The organism is Rhizobium sp. RCC_161_2, from assembly GCF_041355235.1.
In the GTDB taxonomy this organism is placed as follows: domain Bacteria; phylum Pseudomonadota; class Alphaproteobacteria; order Rhizobiales; family Rhizobiaceae; genus Rhizobium.
Map to the genome: position 1 here is coordinate 633,180 of NZ_JBFUPL010000001.1, position 15,107 is coordinate 648,286.

Annotated in this window: 15 protein-coding genes; 5 read left to right on the top strand and 10 right to left on the bottom strand. The window is 59.0% G+C overall.

Annotation, left to right across the window (positions count from 1 at the left end; genetic code table 11):
* The first annotated feature begins 342 nt into the window (after positions 1-342).
* A complete protein-coding gene (locus tag AB6803_RS02790; protein ID WP_371107427.1) occupies positions 343-795 on the top strand; it encodes a hypothetical protein in 453 nt (150 codons plus the stop codon).
* Here the strand turns inward: AB6803_RS02790 and AB6803_RS02795 are convergent.
* Both AB6803_RS02795 and AB6803_RS02800 read right to left on the bottom strand, forming a co-directional pair.
* On the bottom strand, positions 792-1,436 hold the full coding sequence (locus AB6803_RS02795; protein ID WP_371107428.1) for a LuxR C-terminal-related transcriptional regulator: 645 nt from the start codon (positions 1,434-1,436) through the stop codon (positions 792-794). The two genes, AB6803_RS02790 and AB6803_RS02795, sit on opposite strands and share 4 nt — an antisense overlap.
* Entirely contained in the window at positions 1,433-2,857 is a 1,425-nt protein-coding gene (locus AB6803_RS02800) for a sensor histidine kinase (protein ID WP_371107429.1), read from the bottom strand. The genes AB6803_RS02795 and AB6803_RS02800 overlap by 4 nt, the downstream gene beginning before the upstream one ends.
* Positions 2,858-3,164: 307 nt before the next feature.
* Between AB6803_RS02800 and AB6803_RS02805 the strand changes: the two genes are divergently transcribed.
* Together AB6803_RS02805 and AB6803_RS02810 are read left to right on the top strand one after the other, a co-directional pair.
* Positions 3,165-3,821, top strand: coding sequence for a hypothetical protein (locus AB6803_RS02805; RefSeq protein ID WP_371107430.1), 657 nt, complete (start codon positions 3,165-3,167; stop codon positions 3,819-3,821).
* Between the two features lie 458 nt (positions 3,822-4,279).
* Complete coding sequence (locus AB6803_RS02810; protein ID WP_371107431.1) at positions 4,280-5,425, top strand: M24 family metallopeptidase; 1,146 nt, start codon at positions 4,280-4,282, stop codon at positions 5,423-5,425.
* Positions 5,426-5,441: 16 nt separating this feature from the next.
* Here AB6803_RS02810 and AB6803_RS02815 read toward each other — a convergent pair whose 3' ends face one another.
* From AB6803_RS02815 to AB6803_RS02845, 7 genes are all read right to left on the bottom strand, one after another.
* Positions 5,442-6,491, bottom strand: a complete 1,050-nt coding sequence (locus tag AB6803_RS02815) for a DUF2278 family protein (protein WP_371107432.1) — start codon at positions 6,489-6,491, stop codon at positions 5,442-5,444.
* Positions 6,492-6,554: 63 nt separating this feature from the next.
* Complete coding sequence (locus AB6803_RS02820; RefSeq protein WP_371107433.1) at positions 6,555-7,613, bottom strand: ABC transporter ATP-binding protein; 1,059 nt, start codon at positions 7,611-7,613, stop codon at positions 6,555-6,557.
* A gap of 4 nt (positions 7,614-7,617) precedes the next feature.
* Complete coding sequence (locus AB6803_RS02825) at positions 7,618-8,448, bottom strand: carbohydrate ABC transporter permease (protein WP_174164812.1); 831 nt, start codon at positions 8,446-8,448, stop codon at positions 7,618-7,620.
* Between the two features lie 3 nt (positions 8,449-8,451).
* Positions 8,452-9,378, bottom strand: a complete 927-nt coding sequence (locus AB6803_RS02830; protein WP_007698013.1) for a carbohydrate ABC transporter permease — start codon at positions 9,376-9,378, stop codon at positions 8,452-8,454.
* Between the two features lie 87 nt (positions 9,379-9,465).
* Positions 9,466-10,725: a sugar ABC transporter substrate-binding protein gene (locus AB6803_RS02835; protein WP_371107434.1), complete on the bottom strand. Its 1,260-nt coding sequence runs from the start codon at positions 10,723-10,725 to the stop codon at positions 9,466-9,468.
* A gap of 44 nt (positions 10,726-10,769) precedes the next feature.
* Positions 10,770-11,936, bottom strand: coding sequence for a PLP-dependent transferase (locus tag AB6803_RS02840; RefSeq protein ID WP_371107435.1), 1,167 nt, complete (start codon positions 11,934-11,936; stop codon positions 10,770-10,772).
* Positions 11,933-12,628, bottom strand: a complete 696-nt coding sequence (locus tag AB6803_RS02845) for a FadR/GntR family transcriptional regulator (RefSeq protein WP_371107436.1) — start codon at positions 12,626-12,628, stop codon at positions 11,933-11,935. The genes AB6803_RS02840 and AB6803_RS02845 overlap by 4 nt, the downstream gene beginning before the upstream one ends.
* A gap of 178 nt (positions 12,629-12,806) precedes the next feature.
* Here AB6803_RS02845 and AB6803_RS02850 point away from each other — a divergent pair, with 178 nt between their 5' ends.
* A complete protein-coding gene (locus AB6803_RS02850) occupies positions 12,807-13,061 on the top strand; it encodes a hypothetical protein (RefSeq protein ID WP_371107437.1) in 255 nt (84 codons plus the stop codon).
* Positions 13,062-13,531: 470 nt separating this feature from the next.
* Positions 13,532-13,672: a hypothetical protein gene (locus AB6803_RS02855; RefSeq protein ID WP_371107438.1), complete on the top strand. Its 141-nt coding sequence runs from the start codon at positions 13,532-13,534 to the stop codon at positions 13,670-13,672.
* Positions 13,673-13,677: 5 nt separating this feature from the next.
* Here AB6803_RS02855 and AB6803_RS02860 read toward each other — a convergent pair whose 3' ends face one another.
* A complete protein-coding gene (locus AB6803_RS02860; RefSeq protein ID WP_371107439.1) occupies positions 13,678-15,078 on the bottom strand; it encodes a M20 family metallopeptidase in 1,401 nt (466 codons plus the stop codon).
* Positions 15,079-15,107 lie beyond the last annotated feature (29 nt).

Genomic DNA, 15,107 nt, shown 5'->3' on the forward strand with positions numbered 1-15,107 from the left:
GACGGAGCGTGAAGAAGGGCGTTCATCTGCATTTCCCCTTATTTGATCCATCCGCTACCCTGCTGGCAGTAGTAACCGGTCAGCAAACGCTCTTTCAATCTTGGTCTTCGCCGTCGGGGCTTCAGTCGAGCTGGATTTAGGGCCTTGGTCTGATGGCGGATTGGACTAAGGTCCTAATGGGGATTGCAAAAGGCCCGAGATTGGTGTTTTAGCCCAGGCAGACATTGACGACTTGCGTCGCAGAAACGATTTGATGTCGTTGCGGAGACAGTGTCTCACGCGCAATGGCCGGCGATTCTCTTCCGGCCGTTTTGTCCATGCATCCGAGAGCGTGAAAAGCCCATGTCTTTACGCGAAAAATCGATCACCGTTTTTCTCTGCACCCTGTTCACGCTGGTGCTTGCCGCAACGCCCTATCGCGTGGAGCTTCACGGGTTATCGATCGGGCTTGTTGCGCAAACCGCCGACGCAAAAGGCGGGAATGGCAATGGCGGCGGCAACGGCGGTGGGAACGGCAACGGCGGCGGCAATAACGGGAACGGGGGAGGGAATGGGAATGGGAATGGGAACGGGAACGGGAAAAGCTCCAGTGGAAAAAGCGCCAAGCAAAGTCCGGACAACACCGATGCCACAACCAGTTCAGACGATGCGTCGATGGAGGTTGAGCATACCGATGGCATGAGCGAAGCCATCCAGAACGGGCGCTATGTCATGAAGGATTCAAAAGGGCGCACCATCATCAACCGCGGCGCGACGGCCGCTGATCAGAAGCGGCTGAAATCCTTCCAGCACTAACCGTTTCTTTCCTGCGCGTCGCGAAACGCCATTGCCGCTTCCGTACGGTTTGCAACGCCCAGCTTCGTGAAGATCTGGGTCATATGATGCTTCACCGTCTTCTCGTGGAGATCGAGCTTGAGCCCGATCTGCTTGTTGCTCAAGCCGGTTGCGACAAGCTGAAGCACTTCGCTTTCCCGGTCCGTCAGTTCGCGGATAAGATCCGCCTTCGCCGGCGCAGCGCCTTGGCCGGAGATCAGGCGGGCGGAAAGGGTCGGCGCAACATAAGTTTCACCTGAAGCCACGGTGCGGAGAATCTCGGCCAGCGTTCTCGATCCGACACCCTTGAGCACATACCCCTTCGCACCGCTTCTCAGCGCCGTCGTTACATCGTCACTTGCTTCGGAGACCGTCAGCATCACGATTTTCTGGTCTGGCACATGCTCGAGTATCACTGGGATCGCTTCCAGCCCCCCGCCGGGCATGGAAATGTCCATCAACAAAATATCCGGACGTGCCTCCTCAGCTATGCGGACAGCATCGTCCTTCGTGCTGCCTTCGCCCACGATCGAAAAGCCGCCGATCTCGACGAGGCTGCGAACGACGCCTTCGCGAAAGAGCGGATGATCGTCGATGACCGCTAGGCTTATGGCTGTCGTCATGTCTGTTCCATTTCCATCATGCTGAGCGACATCCGAACGATCGTCCCATCCTTGGAGGAACTGAGCTCGAACGTGCCGCCAACACTTTCTACTCTTTCCCTGAGGCCCGCCAAGCCGAGGCTGCTTTCAGGAATACGTGCCGGATCGAAACCTGGCCCATCATCTGATACCGCAATCGTGACGTGTTTGCCATCGGCCCCCTGGTCAACCCACTGGACCGCGCCATCGCTGTGACGATAGCCATTGTTCAGCGCCTCCTGAACGAAGCGGTAAATGCAGATCTTGGCGGAGGTCGACAGGTTCTGCACCGTGTCGGAAAAGGACAGTCCGACCCGGGTTCCTGTTCGCTGCTCGTGGGCGCGCACCACGCGTTGCAACAATTCCGGTAGGGTCGCCGCCTCTATCTGCGGCAGGACGAGCCCGCTGCAGATGCTTCTGATCTCCGTCATGGCGTCGTCGAGGCTCGATTTGATTGCGGCGAGCGATAGTTCCCGCTCTCGCGCCGGAGCAGCCGGGTTTGCCAATGCCTCGCTGTCCAATCGCAGCGATGCATAGGCGACGAGTTGCGCGGGACCGTCATGCAGATCGGCGCCAATGCGCCTGAGGTAGCTTTCGTTGAGGGCGGCGGCGCGTTGCGAAGCCCTTTGAACGCGGGTGCGCAGGATCTCGTTCTGCTGCAGGAGGGCCGACAATTCGCCGATGCGCACCTTGAGCGCGCGCCGCTGGCTTTCGATCGTCCGGCTTCCGCGAAGCACGATCATCGACAGGATAAGGAAGAAGGCGAGGGTGAACACACCGACGGCCAGCCAGCTTCGGAAGCGCGCCTGGTTCAAGCTGCGCTGGAAATCATAGGCAACTTCGTGAAATTCCGAGACCGCGACGACCTTGCCCGACCAGGGTTGGAGAACCGGATTATAGATCTCCAGGAGCGGCTTGCCGCTGTCACGCTCAGCAACGCTTTCGACGCCGTCAAGCTGATTGAACTGCGCCATCATCGTGCCGGAAAAGGCCGTCTTCAGATCATCGCTCAGCGGGAACTGCTTTCCCATCAGGTTCTTGTCGTTGGAGTAGAGCACTGTGCCGTCGCTGCGCCAGAGACGAAAGGACATCAGGCGACTGCCAAGCGCCCCTTCGCCGAGCGTTTCATCCAGTGCACGCGTCACCGTATCGTCCAGCATCTTGGTTGTCTGCATGTCCGGCAGAAGCGGCGCGATGACGCTGTCGACATAAAGAGCGGTGCTGGCGGCAGAGTTGCGCGTGACGGCATCCTCGATGAGGCTGGTGACGACGGCGCCGACGACAAGCATCGCGCAGGCGGCGACGAGGCCTCCGATCAGTAGGAATTGCCGTGCCAGGGATTGGGAGTTCCAGCCGGCGACCAAGCGAACCGGCGACAACAGGGATTTGAGATTTGTCTGCATGTCTGGCTACTTTCAGCGATCATCATCCGAATGCCGGCATGACTGTCGTCGCCGAACAACACATCGAATGGCGGTTTGTTCATTCCATTGGCAAATCCCAGGATTGACCCAATCCCGAGCTATCCGCAACCCATGGGACCTTCGGCCATCGGCAATCAGGCTAAGGTCTGATCCCCCGAGGCATTGGTCCGACCCCCGTGGAAACTTCCATTTCCAGCAATATTATGGCGAGCAGCATGAATGCTCGTCCCGCGCCGCGATTGTACAGCGTAGGCAGAGCGTAGTCTGGAATGAGAGGAATACGCAGATGAAATTCAGTTCAGTCTTTGGAACGACTGCTGTTGCCCTGGCATTGACCGTTGCTCCAATTGCCGCCGGTACTCTCGGCTTTGCAAACACGGCCTATGCCAAGGGCGGCAACGGCAATGGAGGAGGCAACGGCGGTGGCAATGGAAATGGCGGGAGTCACGGCAGCAGTAATTCCAGCCATGAAAAATCTAGCGCCACGCAATCGGATGACAGCGCTGACACCGATGCAAGCGTCGGGAATCTGAGACACACTGGGCATTCCTCAAAGTCCGCGGCTGCAAGCAGGAAACTCGAAAAGACGACCGCTACCAAAGCAAAGACGGCGGCGGAGCTTGGCAGCCTCAATTCCCTGAAGCGGAATTATCATGCCTATATGAATTCGAAGGATCCGAAGATGGCGGCCATCAGGGCCTATGTCATGGATTATGCCGAATTCGAACTCAAGAACGGAACCAATGCTGTGCCGACGGACCCAGCGCTTAGTGATGATGCGCTTCGTTCGGCTCTGGCTCAGGGGTCGAAGACGGGTGTCGTAACCGACAAGACACTGGCGGAAGCCAAGGATATCCTGGGCGTTGGCTCGGCTGTCGGGAAGATCGACCAGGTGCGCGATGCCTTGGAGCAATCCCCAGTCACGACGACATCCGCGAACTGAACGACGTGATGGCAAAAGCAGAGCCGGTGATCGCTGAATTGCGATTGCCGGCTTTGTTCGTATCACGCGGACTGGGGGGCCTCTGTGTGGGCAGGCAGCGGTCACCTTCAATTCTGTCGTTATTGTTCGATCTTCATTGCAAGCCGATGCCGTCGCATGCAAACTGTCTACAAAACTCTGAAAGCAGGCTAGAGAAGCCTCCGCAAGGCCGGACGGTCTTGCCGAAGTCAGCCAGAACGACGTACGAAGATGCAGGTGGCGAAAGGTATCGGAATGCGGAGCGATGTGGAAACTATGCGTGTGCGTGGATCGGGCAAGCAAGCCGTCCAGATCGTCCGGCAGATTCAGGACTATATTGCCCGTGATATAGATCGGCCGGTGGCGCTCTCTTTGTCCTGAAAGCTTCTGACGAAAACCCTCTCATCACCACCTCTCGATCGAATGGATTGGAAAACCGCATGTCCTGGCAGCATCCCGTGCCTCGCATAACTCAGGACGAGAGACAGCTTCGCCTCTCGAAGCTTCGCCAGGTAATCGAGGCCAAAGGCTTGGCAGGCATGTTGCTTGGACCAACCGAGAGCCTGCGCTATTTCACGGGGCTGGTCTGGCATCTGAGCGAACGGTTTCTCGGCGCACTCGTGACCCCGACCGAACTTTACTACATCGTTCCGGGCTTTGAGCGCAGTCGCGTCGAAACGCTCCCGCATCTACCCGGAGACATCCTGGTCTGGCAGGAGGAAGAAAGCAGCGTCGCCCTGATCTCCAGTCTTGTCGGCGGTTCCGGCAAACTCGCTCTTGACGATGATCTGCCACTTTTCTTCTACCACGCGCTGGCCGCTGAAATTGGCGTCGAGAGGCTGACGGATGGCGGGCGGCTGACCCGCGATCTACGCCGGATCAAATCGCCGGCGGAAATCGCCCTCATTCAATATGCGATGGACCTGACGCTTGATGTTCACAAGCAGGCGCATGCGCTTCTGAAACCCGGGATCAAAGCATCCGCGGTTGTGGATTTCATCGACCGGCGGCATCGTGACGCCGGCGCCGATGGCGGCTCGACCTTCTGCATCGTCTCCTTCGGCGCGGCGACCTCGCTTCCGCATGGGGCGGATGGCGACCAGACCCTTGCCGAGGACGACGTCATTCTGGTCGACACCGGCTGCCGGCTCGACGGCTACCATTCGGATATTACCCGAACCTACACCCTGGAGAGCGGCCACAAGGAATTCGAGCACGCTTGGGCGATCGAGCGCGAGGCACAACAGGCCGTCTTCGACGCGGCCAAATTAGGAGCTGCATGCTCAAGCCTTGATGACGCGGCCCGCGCGGTGCTTGCGAAGCATTCTCTCGGCCCGGACTATCATCTGCCGGGATTGCCGCACCGCGCCGGGCATGGGCTCGGTCTCGAAATCCACGAGGAGCCCTATATCGTTCGCGGCAATGCAACACCACTTGCCGCCGGCATGGTTTTCTCCAACGAGCCGATGATCGTCTTTCCGGAAAAGTTCGGCATCCGGCTGGAGGACCATATCTACATGACGGCGGACGGACCGCGCTGGTTCACCAAGCCCGCAAAGGGGCCAACCGAACCTTTTTCCGGATGATGGCTGAGGCGGCGCTTCACGCCTGGAACGGAATGGTGCGCCCCGGCTGTCTTGCTTGATCCTTGGTGTAGGACACGCCATGGACCTTGATGCCCTGTTCGTTCAGCAAGGTGATGATCCCGCCCTTGTTGGACAGCGTAACGGGAGCCTTGATCTCGATAAGCTGGGTAGCGCCGGCAGCGATCGAGCCGCTGAGCGGCATTGTGTTCTTCTGCTTGTCCTTGATTTGCCAGCCGGTGAGGTCGACGGGCACATCGGCGGTATTCAGCAGCGTGACGGTTTCGCGTTCAGGCGTCTTCACGTCGTTGACATAGGCGGCGATAATGCGGACGAGCCCGTCGGGCACATCGAAACTCGGGATGGCGTCGCGATCGACCGGCGCATGCGGCAGCTTCGGATGTTCCTGATCCTGCGGGATGATGACGGAGCCATCCTTGTCGTCCGAATGCCATGCCTGCGTCTGGAATTTCATGAAGATCGCGACCCATTGCTGCTCGCGCGGAAATTCCAGTATCAGGCCGCCATCCTGCCAGGGGCCGTTTTGGGAGGCAAACCTGCCGGGCGGATTGCCCTGATTGAAATGGATGTCGTGAATGCCGCGGCCGGGCTTGAAGCCGAAATATTGATCCGCCTTGTCGTTCTCCGGCCCCCAGGTCTCGCCAAAGGCGTAGATCATCGCCTCTTCGTCCGACATGGCGCGTTGAATGTAGGCATCGATCTTTTCGTTGAGATCGTTGTCCGGGCCTACTGCCGAAATTGGAAGCGGCTTCAGTTCCCAGGGCTGCATAAGGTTGCCACGGATGAAATCGAGCGCGACTCCTCCGGGCTGACTGGGCGTTGGGTGTAATCCCACCGCCAGCTCGGCCAGTTGTGCCGTGATCGGATGTTCGAAATTCGACCGCACCAGAAACTCGATTTCGCTGCCGTCCTGTGAGCGCACATTGATCGCAATGCGATACAACGTCCCATTTTCCGATACGAGTACCTGATAATGCGGACTCGAGCCTGTTGCCAGCCGGTTGTTGATGGGCCTGCCTTTGAGCACGGCGTAATTGTTAAGCGGCATGACATCCTCCCAGGACTCTTATGAGGAGCGCATTGTGTCGCATTTGGATGAAGCTTCTGCGACTTACATCGCCCTTTCTCCCTCCTCGTCGAACACATGCAGATGCTGCGCCGGGAACGATACGTTCACTTGCGGGCCTGCGCTCAGCGCCTCGCGATTGAGCGTGAACACCTTGAACGGCAAGCCGTGGAGCGACAGGTGAAGGATGATGCCGAAGCCGGTCGGTTCGATCAGCTCCACATCGGCGCTGAGATCGGTACCATCCGTTGACAGAACCACATGCTCGGGCCGAATTCCGACGGTTGCCTTGGCGCCGACCGGCAGGTTTAGCGGTGCCGGCAGGGGGACAATGGTTTCGTCCTTCAGCTTCATGCCGTCGGTTTCATAGGTCGCGTCGAGGAAATTCATCCCCGGCGAGCCGATGAAGCCGGCGACGAAAAGATTGGCGGGGCGGTCGTAAAGTTCGAGCGGACTGCCGACCTGCTGCACCACCCCGCCATGCATGGCGACGATCCGGTCCGCCAGCGTCATTGCCTCGATCTGATCGTGCGTCACGTAGATCGAGGTCGCTTTCAGGTCGCCATGCAATTTCTTGATTTCGGCGCGCATCTGTTCGCGCAGACGTGCGTCGAGGTTCGAAAGCGGCTCATCGAAGAGGAAGGCCTTCGGCTGGCGCACGATGGCGCGGCCCATGGCAACGCGCTGGCGCTGACCGCCCGAAAGCGCTTTCGGGCGACGTTCAAGCAATGGATCGAGGCCAAGCTTCGATGCGGCAGCTGCGACGATGCTCGCTATCTTGTCCTTTGCAACTTTCCGAAGCTTGAGGCTGTAGCTCATATTGCCGGCGACATTCATGTGCGGATAGAGCGCGTAGGACTGGAAGACCATGGCAATGTCGCGGTCCTTCGGATGCAGCTCGTTGACGCGCTTGCCGGCGATGCGAACCTCGCCGCCACTGATCTCCTCGAGACCGGCGATCATCCGGAGCAGCGTGGACTTGCCGCAACCCGACGGCCCGACGAGAACGACGAATTCGCCGTCCTTGATCTGGAGATCGATGTCGTGCAGCACCTGCACATGGCCATAGGCTTTTCTAACGTTCTGAATATCGATCGATGCCATTTGACTAACCCTTGACCGCGCCGGCCGTCAGGCCCTGCACGAGATAACGCTGGATGAGCAGGAAGAAAAGGCAGGCCGGAATGAGCGCCATGACGCCCGCAGCCATCATCTGCCCGAAATCCACGGAGAATTTCGAAACGAAGGTGAGGAGCCCGACCGGAAAGGTCGCGGCCTGATTGCCGTTGATGAGCATCAGGGCGAAGAGCAGCTCGCTCCAGGCGGCCGTGAAGACGAAACCGAGCGTCGCGGCAATACCGGGCAGCGTCAGCGGCAGGATGATCTGCCGGAACGCGGTGAACTGCGTCGCGCCGTCGATCATTGCTGCCTCTTCCAGATCCTTCGGAATGCCGTCAAAGAAGGACTGCATCAGGAAGGTGGCGAAGGGCACGTTGAAGGCCGTGTAGACGATGACGAGCCCGGTCAGGCTGTTGGTCAGATGCAACGGCGTCAGGATCTTGAAGATCGGCGCCACCAGCATGACCAGCGGGAACATCTGCGTCAGCAGCATAAGGGCCACGATCCAGTATTTGGCGCGGAAATTGAAGCGCGAGAGCGCGTAGCCGGAGAGCGATGCGCATATGGTCACCGCAATCGCAGTCGATCCGGAGACAATCAGGCTGTTCTTGAAGAATGTCGGGAAGTCGCTGTGTTGCAGCACGAAAGCATAGTGCTCCCATGTCGTACGCGACGGCCACATGCGCACCCCTTCGGTATAGAGCAGGTCGTTCGGGGTCAGCGAGACCTTCAGCAGCCAGAAGAGCGGGAAGAGCGCGAAAACCACGTAGCAGAGGATAGCCAGGCGATGCGCGATGGTGGGGAGGATGGATCGTCTCATGGCTCAATCCTTGTTCAGCAGGGTCTGCCGCAGCAGGATGATCAGCATGGAATAGGCAAGCAGCAGCACAAGCAGCACCAGCGCGATGGCCGAGGCATAGCCGAAGTCCAGTCGCTTGAAGGCCTGGGTGAAGATGTAGCTCGCGACGATCTGGGTACGATCGGCCGGTCCGCCCCCGGTCATGACGACGATCAGATCGGCAAAATTCGAGACCCAGACCGTGCGAAGCAACACGGTGATGGCGATCGTCGGGGCGAGGAAGGGGAGTGTGATCGAGCCGAAGCGCTGGAACCAGCCCGCGCCGTCGATCGAGGCTGCCTCATAGAGATCACGCGGGATCGCCTGAAGGGCGGCCAGCAGCGTAATCGCAAAGAAGGGTATGCCCCACCAGACATTGGCGACGATCGGTCCCCACATCGCATATTGCGGATCGGAGAGAATGTTGCGCGGCTCGCTCATTAAGCCGAGATCGAAGAGCCAATGGGGGATTGGCCCGATCACCGGATTGAACAGCCAGGCCCAGTTGAGGCCGGCCAGGAAGGATGGAACCGCCCAGGGCAGAAACACCAAAGCCTGCACCAGCGCCCGGCCGAAAAACGGCTTATCCAGCAAAAGAGCCAGGATCAGCCCGAAGACGAATTGCAGGAGAACCGAGGCGCCGGTCCACCAGAGCGTATTCTTCAACGCGCCATAAAAGGCGGCATCCTTCGAGAGATCGCGGAAATGCTCCAGGCCGATAAAGCCGCCGGAAAACGGATTGAGCAGCTGGATATCGCGAAACGCATAGGAAATGCCGATCGTCAGCGGCACCAGCATGACGGCGATAATGAGGATGAGGGCAGGGGCGCTGTAAAGATAAGGCTCTGCGGCATCGGCAAGACGCTTCAGCCACGGCCTGCGGTCGCGACGCCTGTCGGCGGTCATGGTCATAAATCAGTTCCCATTCGCGGCGTTCGAGCGCCGTCTGTGTCATGTGCAAAAAAACGGCGGCGGATTGCTCCGCCGCCGGGGATGGTCTTACTTCTTGGCAAGGAACTTCTGCTGCGCCTTGGTCAGGTAGTCGGCCCATTGATCGGCCAGATCCTTCGCCGAGATATCGCCGATCAGCGCCTGCTGCGATGTCTTGATGGCGAGCGAATCCTTGAAGAAGGCGAATTCCTCGAGATAGGTCGGCATGACGGTCGGTACCGTGTTCTTGTCAGCCAGTTCCTCGAACCAGCCCTTGAACTGATCAGTCGCATAGAAGGGATCCTTCTCGGCCGAGGTATAGGCCGGCAGGGCGCCGATCTTCTTGTTCCATTCGAGGTTGCCTTCCTTGCCTTCAAGTGTTGCTATCAGTTTCCAGGACAAATCTTTGTTCTGACTGGTAGAAAACATCGACCAGCCGGCATAACCGATGGTCGGGAAGGACTTGCCGTCCGGTCCCTTCGGGAGCGGCATGACGCCGAAGTCGTCCTTACTCATGCGCTCGGCAATCGCGATCAGGGCATCCGGATCCTGATCGAGGAAGGCGCAGGTGCCGGAGTAGAAGCCGGCGACGACTTCGTTGAAACCCCAGTTGACGCTATCCTTCGGCGCCAATCCCTTCTTGTAGAGATCGACCATCCATTCGATGCCCTTCGCCCAGCCGGCGCTGTTCATCGTGGAGGTGCCATCGGCGGTGAAATACTTGTTGTCGCCGGCCATGGAGGCGGCGAAGATCATCCAGCCGTTCAGCCCGCCCGGGCCGCCGCGCATGCAGTAGCCGTATTTTCCGGGCAGCTTGGCGACCGCCTCGGATGCCTTGACGAACTCGTCCATCGTCTTCGGTGGTTCGCTGACGCCGGCTTCCTTCAGGAGTTTCTTGTTGTAGAACATGGCGCGAAGATAGAAGCCGTAGGGCAGCATATAGGCCGTGTTCTTCACGTCGCGGCCAAGCTCAACGGCGCGGGGCGTCAGTTCTTTCGTGTTGTCCCACTTGGCGAGGTAGGGCTCGAGGCTTTCGAGCATGCCGTTATTGCCGTAGAGCGACAGCCAGGTATCCGGCATTTCCATCACGTCAGGCGTATCACCCGCCGAGACCATGGTCGCAAACTTCTGAAAGGCTTCGTTCCAGGGCAGCGAGATGATATCGACCTTCGTGCCTGGATTGGCGGCCTCGAATTTTCCGACGATCGATTTCAGCGTCTCGGTGCGTTCGGGGCTGGTAATGACTTCGACGAGTTTGAGGGTCGTATCGGCAAAAGCCGTGCCGGCCATCATTGCGGTAAAGAGTGCTGCTGTTATCAGTCTTTTCATGCTCAGTTCCCCCTTTTTAGGTTTTTCTCTTAAGGTTGCAGGCTTTACGAGGCAGCGGCGATCGCTTGCTCGATATCTCTCCACAGCGCCTCGGTTCCCTCGAGACCGACATGGAGACGTACGGACCTCGGGTTGATACCAAAGGTATGCGCGGAATTCGGTTGAGCCTTCTGCTGAAGCACGACTTCGCCTGGTACGATCAGGCTTTCGTGCCCACCCCAGCTCACACCCAGTTTGAAAAGCTTGAGGTTGTCGGCGAAGGCTCTGACATCTACACCCTCGCGGAAGATGAAGGAGAAGAGGCCCGAGGTGCCGTTGAGGCCTGCGGGAAGACGGTTGGCAAGGCCCGGATGGCAGACCTGCTCGACGGTAGCGAGTTCCTGCAGCCGGCGTGCGATCGTGGTGGCCGCGGTCTCATGGGCCTGCATGCGGATCGGCAGGGTGCGAAGGCCACGGATCAAAAGCCAGGCATCGAAAGGCGACAGCTTGCCACCGAGATAAGGATAGGCTTCGGCCTTCAGCCGCGCGATCATCTCCTTGGAACCGGCAACCACGCCGGCGACGACATCGCTATGGCCGCCAAGATATTTGGAGGCGGAGTGGATGACGAGATCGACGCCGAGCGTCAGCGGCCGCTGGAAATAGGGCGTGGCCCAGCTGTTGTCGATCATCGAGACGACGCCGTGCCGCTTGGCGAGTGCTGCGAGCGCGCCAACATCATGAGCTTCCATCACCCAGCTTGTCGGGCTTTCCATATAGAAGACCTTTGCGCCCGGAAGCGCCTTGGCGACGGCTTCCTCGTCACGACCGTCGACATAAGTCACCTCGACCTTCATGCGCTTCAGGATGGTGCCGAAGAGGCGGAAGGCGTCGGGATAGATGTGCTTGACGGCGACGATCCGGTCGCCGGGTTCGACGAAGCTCAAGACCGCAGACGAAATCGCGGCCATGCCGCTTGCAAAGCCGAGTGCGTCCTCGCCGCCTTCGAGCTTGGCCAGCATTTCCTCGAACATTCGCACGGTCGGGTTGAGGCCGCGCGTATAGATCGGACGTATCTTCTCGCCGCGATAGCAGGAGATCATTTCATCATAGCTGGAAAAGGTGAAAAGCGATGTCTGGAAAATCGGCGGCACCACGGCCTCGGCAAAATTGCCGTCGTCATGGGCCGTGATCAGAGAAGCGAGTTCGAACGGCTCTAGCCCGTCAATCATTTGGACATTTCCTTGATGTCTTCCTCGACGACGTCGAGAATCTTTAGTGTTTCGGCGCGTGCCGCCTCTGGATCCTGGACGACGATCGCGTTGAACAGGGTGCGGTGAAAGGGGAAGGACCGGCGGGCAAAGTCCTGCCGGTCGAAAGGGTGCGTCCAGAAGCGCTCGAAGGTCCCGCGCATCTGCTCGAGGAGCTGCTTGAACAGCGGATTGTGTGTCGCGTCGTAGACGGCCAGATGAAACGCAAGATCCTCCGGACCGGAGGTGCCCTTGGCGATATGGACGCGCTCCATCTCGTTGAGCTTCTCCTCGATGATGGCGATATCCGCGGTCGTGCGCTTTCGGGCGGCGACCATTCCCGCCTCGCATTCGATGCCACGGCGAACCTCAAGGGTCTGCAGCAGCACGTCACGCAGATGCGTGGTGTCGAGCGACAAGGGCATATGGATGGTCGATTTGGAAACCGGCTTCAGCAGATAGGTGCCGCTGCCTTTGCGGGTTTCCATCACGCCCAGAGCCTGGAAATGCGTGAGCACCTCCCGGATCGTCGAACGCCCCACCGAGAGGGCTGCCATCAACTCACGTTCGGTCGGCAGCCGCTGGCCTGCCTGCAGTTCCGACGACTCGATGAAATCGGATAGCGCGTCGATTACTTGCTGCGTCCGATCGATCGAGGGGAGTGGGGTGAGCATCGCCTTGTTCATCATGAAGGCTAAATTGGTCTGACATCTGCTATCAGGTCAATCTCTTTTCCTGTCCGTCACGCTATTTTTTTAGGGATGCTTCGATCAACGCTGTGGTGCCAACGGTCTTCAAGAGCGGGAAAAGCCCTGATAGAAGGGGCCTGATTGAGTCCCGGATTGGAAAAGAATGGCTGCGCGAGATCGATATTCACGAAAGCTGGAATGCTCGAAGTGCGGCCATGCCGGCTTTGCGGAAGTCTCCGAAAGCGACGATCGCTCTGGACCCAGCCGGGATTTCAGGATCGACGAAATGCCGCGCGGCTTTTCCACGGAACGGCCATCGGCCGATCCGCGCAAGCACATGATTCGTTGTAGCTGCGGGACCGTCTTCCGCTTCGAGCAGAACACCGTCTATGCGCCTGGTGGCGAACCCCGGCGATAAAGCCGGCAAGAGCCGCGTCTCGGCCGGCACAATCCTCACAAAAGAAAAAAGGCCCCGCGGAAGCGAGGCCAAGCTTATGCCGCTCCGGGGAAATCGGAAGCAGCGCGGCGTGATGTAGCGCTGCTGTCCCGTGGCGACTAGGTCATATTACGTCATATCGGTACGGCTGGCAGAAAAAGCATACGAGGAAGCCAATTTTTTCCAAATCGACGTCGTTCGTCGCATCTGCAATTGCCTTTCCGGGGGACAAAAAAGCGGATGGCATTTCCCATTTCCGGCAAGGTTCGAGCGCTGCGAAGAACATGTTTTCTCGCTTATAAAGTGTAAGCATGTTCAGCTAACGTTCATTTAGCCGAAGGCAAATAGGCAATCGCCGCAACGCCTTGCGGCTGGTTGAGGCTCGACTACTGATAAAGCTCACGAGGCCGGTGGTCGGGCCTTTCACGTTCCAAAAGAACATGGATGCTCGCATGCGGCTGTTTCAAGTTTTGATCGACTGGATATTAGGGTGGCGCCGGCAGCGGGTGGATCACGAGGCTGTTCAGTATTCCGCCGGTGACCCATGGGTTATTCAGCAGATCGAGGAATTCGAGCGGGAGCTGAAGAAGTAGAGCCGTCAGGCCGCCGTTGTACTCCCCAGATCCCAATAGAGCCCGGCCATAATCGCAAGACCCTCGCGGACAATGCTGATCGGCAGATGCTCGTTGGCGGCATGTTGCAGGCAGCCCGGATAGGAATGCGGTATCCAGATCGTGGGAAGGCCGAGCAGATCGGAAAAGATATTGTTCGGCAGCGAGCCGCCGAGGTTGGGGAGAATTGCCGGTGGGAAGCCGAGCGTCCTTTCGATCGAGGCTGCAATCGCCCGGACCCAGGGATGATCGGGATCGAGACGGCTGGCGAGAAAGATCGCATCGGTCGGGCCTTTTACATTCACGCGCTCATAGCCCGCCTCTCGAAGAGCCGACCTTACGGCCGGCACCACAGCCGTCGGATCGACGCCGACCGGAAAGCGAAGCTGGACGCGGGCGCGGGCGCGCGGAGGGATGGCATAGAGCGGCTGGGCAAGATTGCCGCATTCCATTTCCATGATATCGAACGAGCTCCAGGCGAATACTTTCTCCTCGGGCGTGAGCCCTGGTTCGCCCCACCATGCCTCAACCGCTGGATCGCCAGGCGCCGGGACAATCTTGCAGTCTTTCAATGCGGTACGGACATTGTCGGGGATGCGGCCCGGCGTCATGTCCGGCACCTTGATGCGGCCTGCGCGGTCGACCAGCGCGGTGATGGCATGGCACAATTCTATGCCCGGATTGGACAGAATGCCGCCCCAGTTCCCCGAATGCTGGAAATTCTCGCGGGCTTCGATCTCCAACTCAAAAGACATGCCGCCGCGCGCGCCGAGAAAGATCGTCGGCCGTTCCAACGCAAGGCGAGGGCCATCGGAGGCGATGAAGACATCCGCTTTCAGCTCTTCCCGATGGACCGTGCAAATCTCCTCCAGGCCCAGCGAGCCGGACTCCTCTCCCATCTCGATCAGGTATTTCAAATTGAAGCCGAGCGCGCCGCGCACCGCAAGCAAGGCTTCGATCGCCATGATGTTGACGGCGTGCTGCCCCTTGTTGTCCGCGGTGCCACGGGCGTACCATCGGCCGTCCTTCTCCGTCATCGCAAAGGGTGACAGGCCCGCATCCCACTGCTCATCGAGACCGGCGACGACATCGCCGTGGCCATATTGCAGGATCGTCGTAAAGCCGGGATCCTCGATCCGTTCGGCAAGAAGAAAAGGGCCTGGCGCGAGGTCGTTCTCAAGAATGTGCGTCTTGAAACCCAGACGCTCGAACAACGGCTGCATCTCTTCGGTGATGTAGCGCCAGAGATCCGGCTTGTTGACCGCCACGCGGCTTGCGGATGGAATGGCCACCCAGCGACGAAGTGTTTCTTCGAACATGCCGTTAAGCAGGAACCCCACGGCCTCCTCAATCGCGGCATCGCGGGAAGCGGAGAGGGTGACGGACATAGGCGGACCTTTCGGAATAAAACGGTTGA

What these genes read in the sequence shown, in the direction of transcription:
- AB6803_RS02790 (WP_371107427.1), top strand. Translation starts at nt 343, where the DNA reads ATGTCTTTACGCGAAAAATCGATCACCGTTTTTCTCTGCACCCTGTTC.
- AB6803_RS02795 (WP_371107428.1), bottom strand. Translation starts at nt 1,436, where the DNA reads ATGACGACAGCCATAAGCCTAGCGGTCATCGACGATCATCCGCTCTTT.
- AB6803_RS02800 (WP_371107429.1), bottom strand. Translation starts at nt 2,857, where the DNA reads ATGCAGACAAATCTCAAATCCCTGTTGTCGCCGGTTCGCTTGGTCGCC.
- AB6803_RS02805 (WP_371107430.1), top strand. Translation starts at nt 3,165, where the DNA reads ATGAAATTCAGTTCAGTCTTTGGAACGACTGCTGTTGCCCTGGCATTG.
- AB6803_RS02810 (WP_371107431.1), top strand. Translation starts at nt 4,280, where the DNA reads ATGTCCTGGCAGCATCCCGTGCCTCGCATAACTCAGGACGAGAGACAG.
- AB6803_RS02815 (WP_371107432.1), bottom strand. Translation starts at nt 6,491, where the DNA reads ATGCCGCTTAACAATTACGCCGTGCTCAAAGGCAGGCCCATCAACAAC.
- AB6803_RS02820 (WP_371107433.1), bottom strand. Translation starts at nt 7,613, where the DNA reads ATGGCATCGATCGATATTCAGAACGTTAGAAAAGCCTATGGCCATGTG.
- AB6803_RS02825 (WP_174164812.1), bottom strand. Translation starts at nt 8,448, where the DNA reads ATGAGACGATCCATCCTCCCCACCATCGCGCATCGCCTGGCTATCCTC.
- AB6803_RS02830 (WP_007698013.1), bottom strand. Translation starts at nt 9,378, where the DNA reads ATGACCATGACCGCCGACAGGCGTCGCGACCGCAGGCCGTGGCTGAAG.
- AB6803_RS02835 (WP_371107434.1), bottom strand. Translation starts at nt 10,725, where the DNA reads ATGAAAAGACTGATAACAGCAGCACTCTTTACCGCAATGATGGCCGGC.
- AB6803_RS02840 (WP_371107435.1), bottom strand. Translation starts at nt 11,936, where the DNA reads ATGATTGACGGGCTAGAGCCGTTCGAACTCGCTTCTCTGATCACGGCC.
- AB6803_RS02845 (WP_371107436.1), bottom strand. Translation starts at nt 12,628, where the DNA reads ATGCTCACCCCACTCCCCTCGATCGATCGGACGCAGCAAGTAATCGAC.
- AB6803_RS02850 (WP_371107437.1), top strand. Translation starts at nt 12,807, where the DNA reads ATGGCTGCGCGAGATCGATATTCACGAAAGCTGGAATGCTCGAAGTGC.
- AB6803_RS02855 (WP_371107438.1), top strand. Translation starts at nt 13,532, where the DNA reads ATGCGGCTGTTTCAAGTTTTGATCGACTGGATATTAGGGTGGCGCCGG.
- AB6803_RS02860 (WP_371107439.1), bottom strand. Translation starts at nt 15,078, where the DNA reads ATGTCCGTCACCCTCTCCGCTTCCCGCGATGCCGCGATTGAGGAGGCC.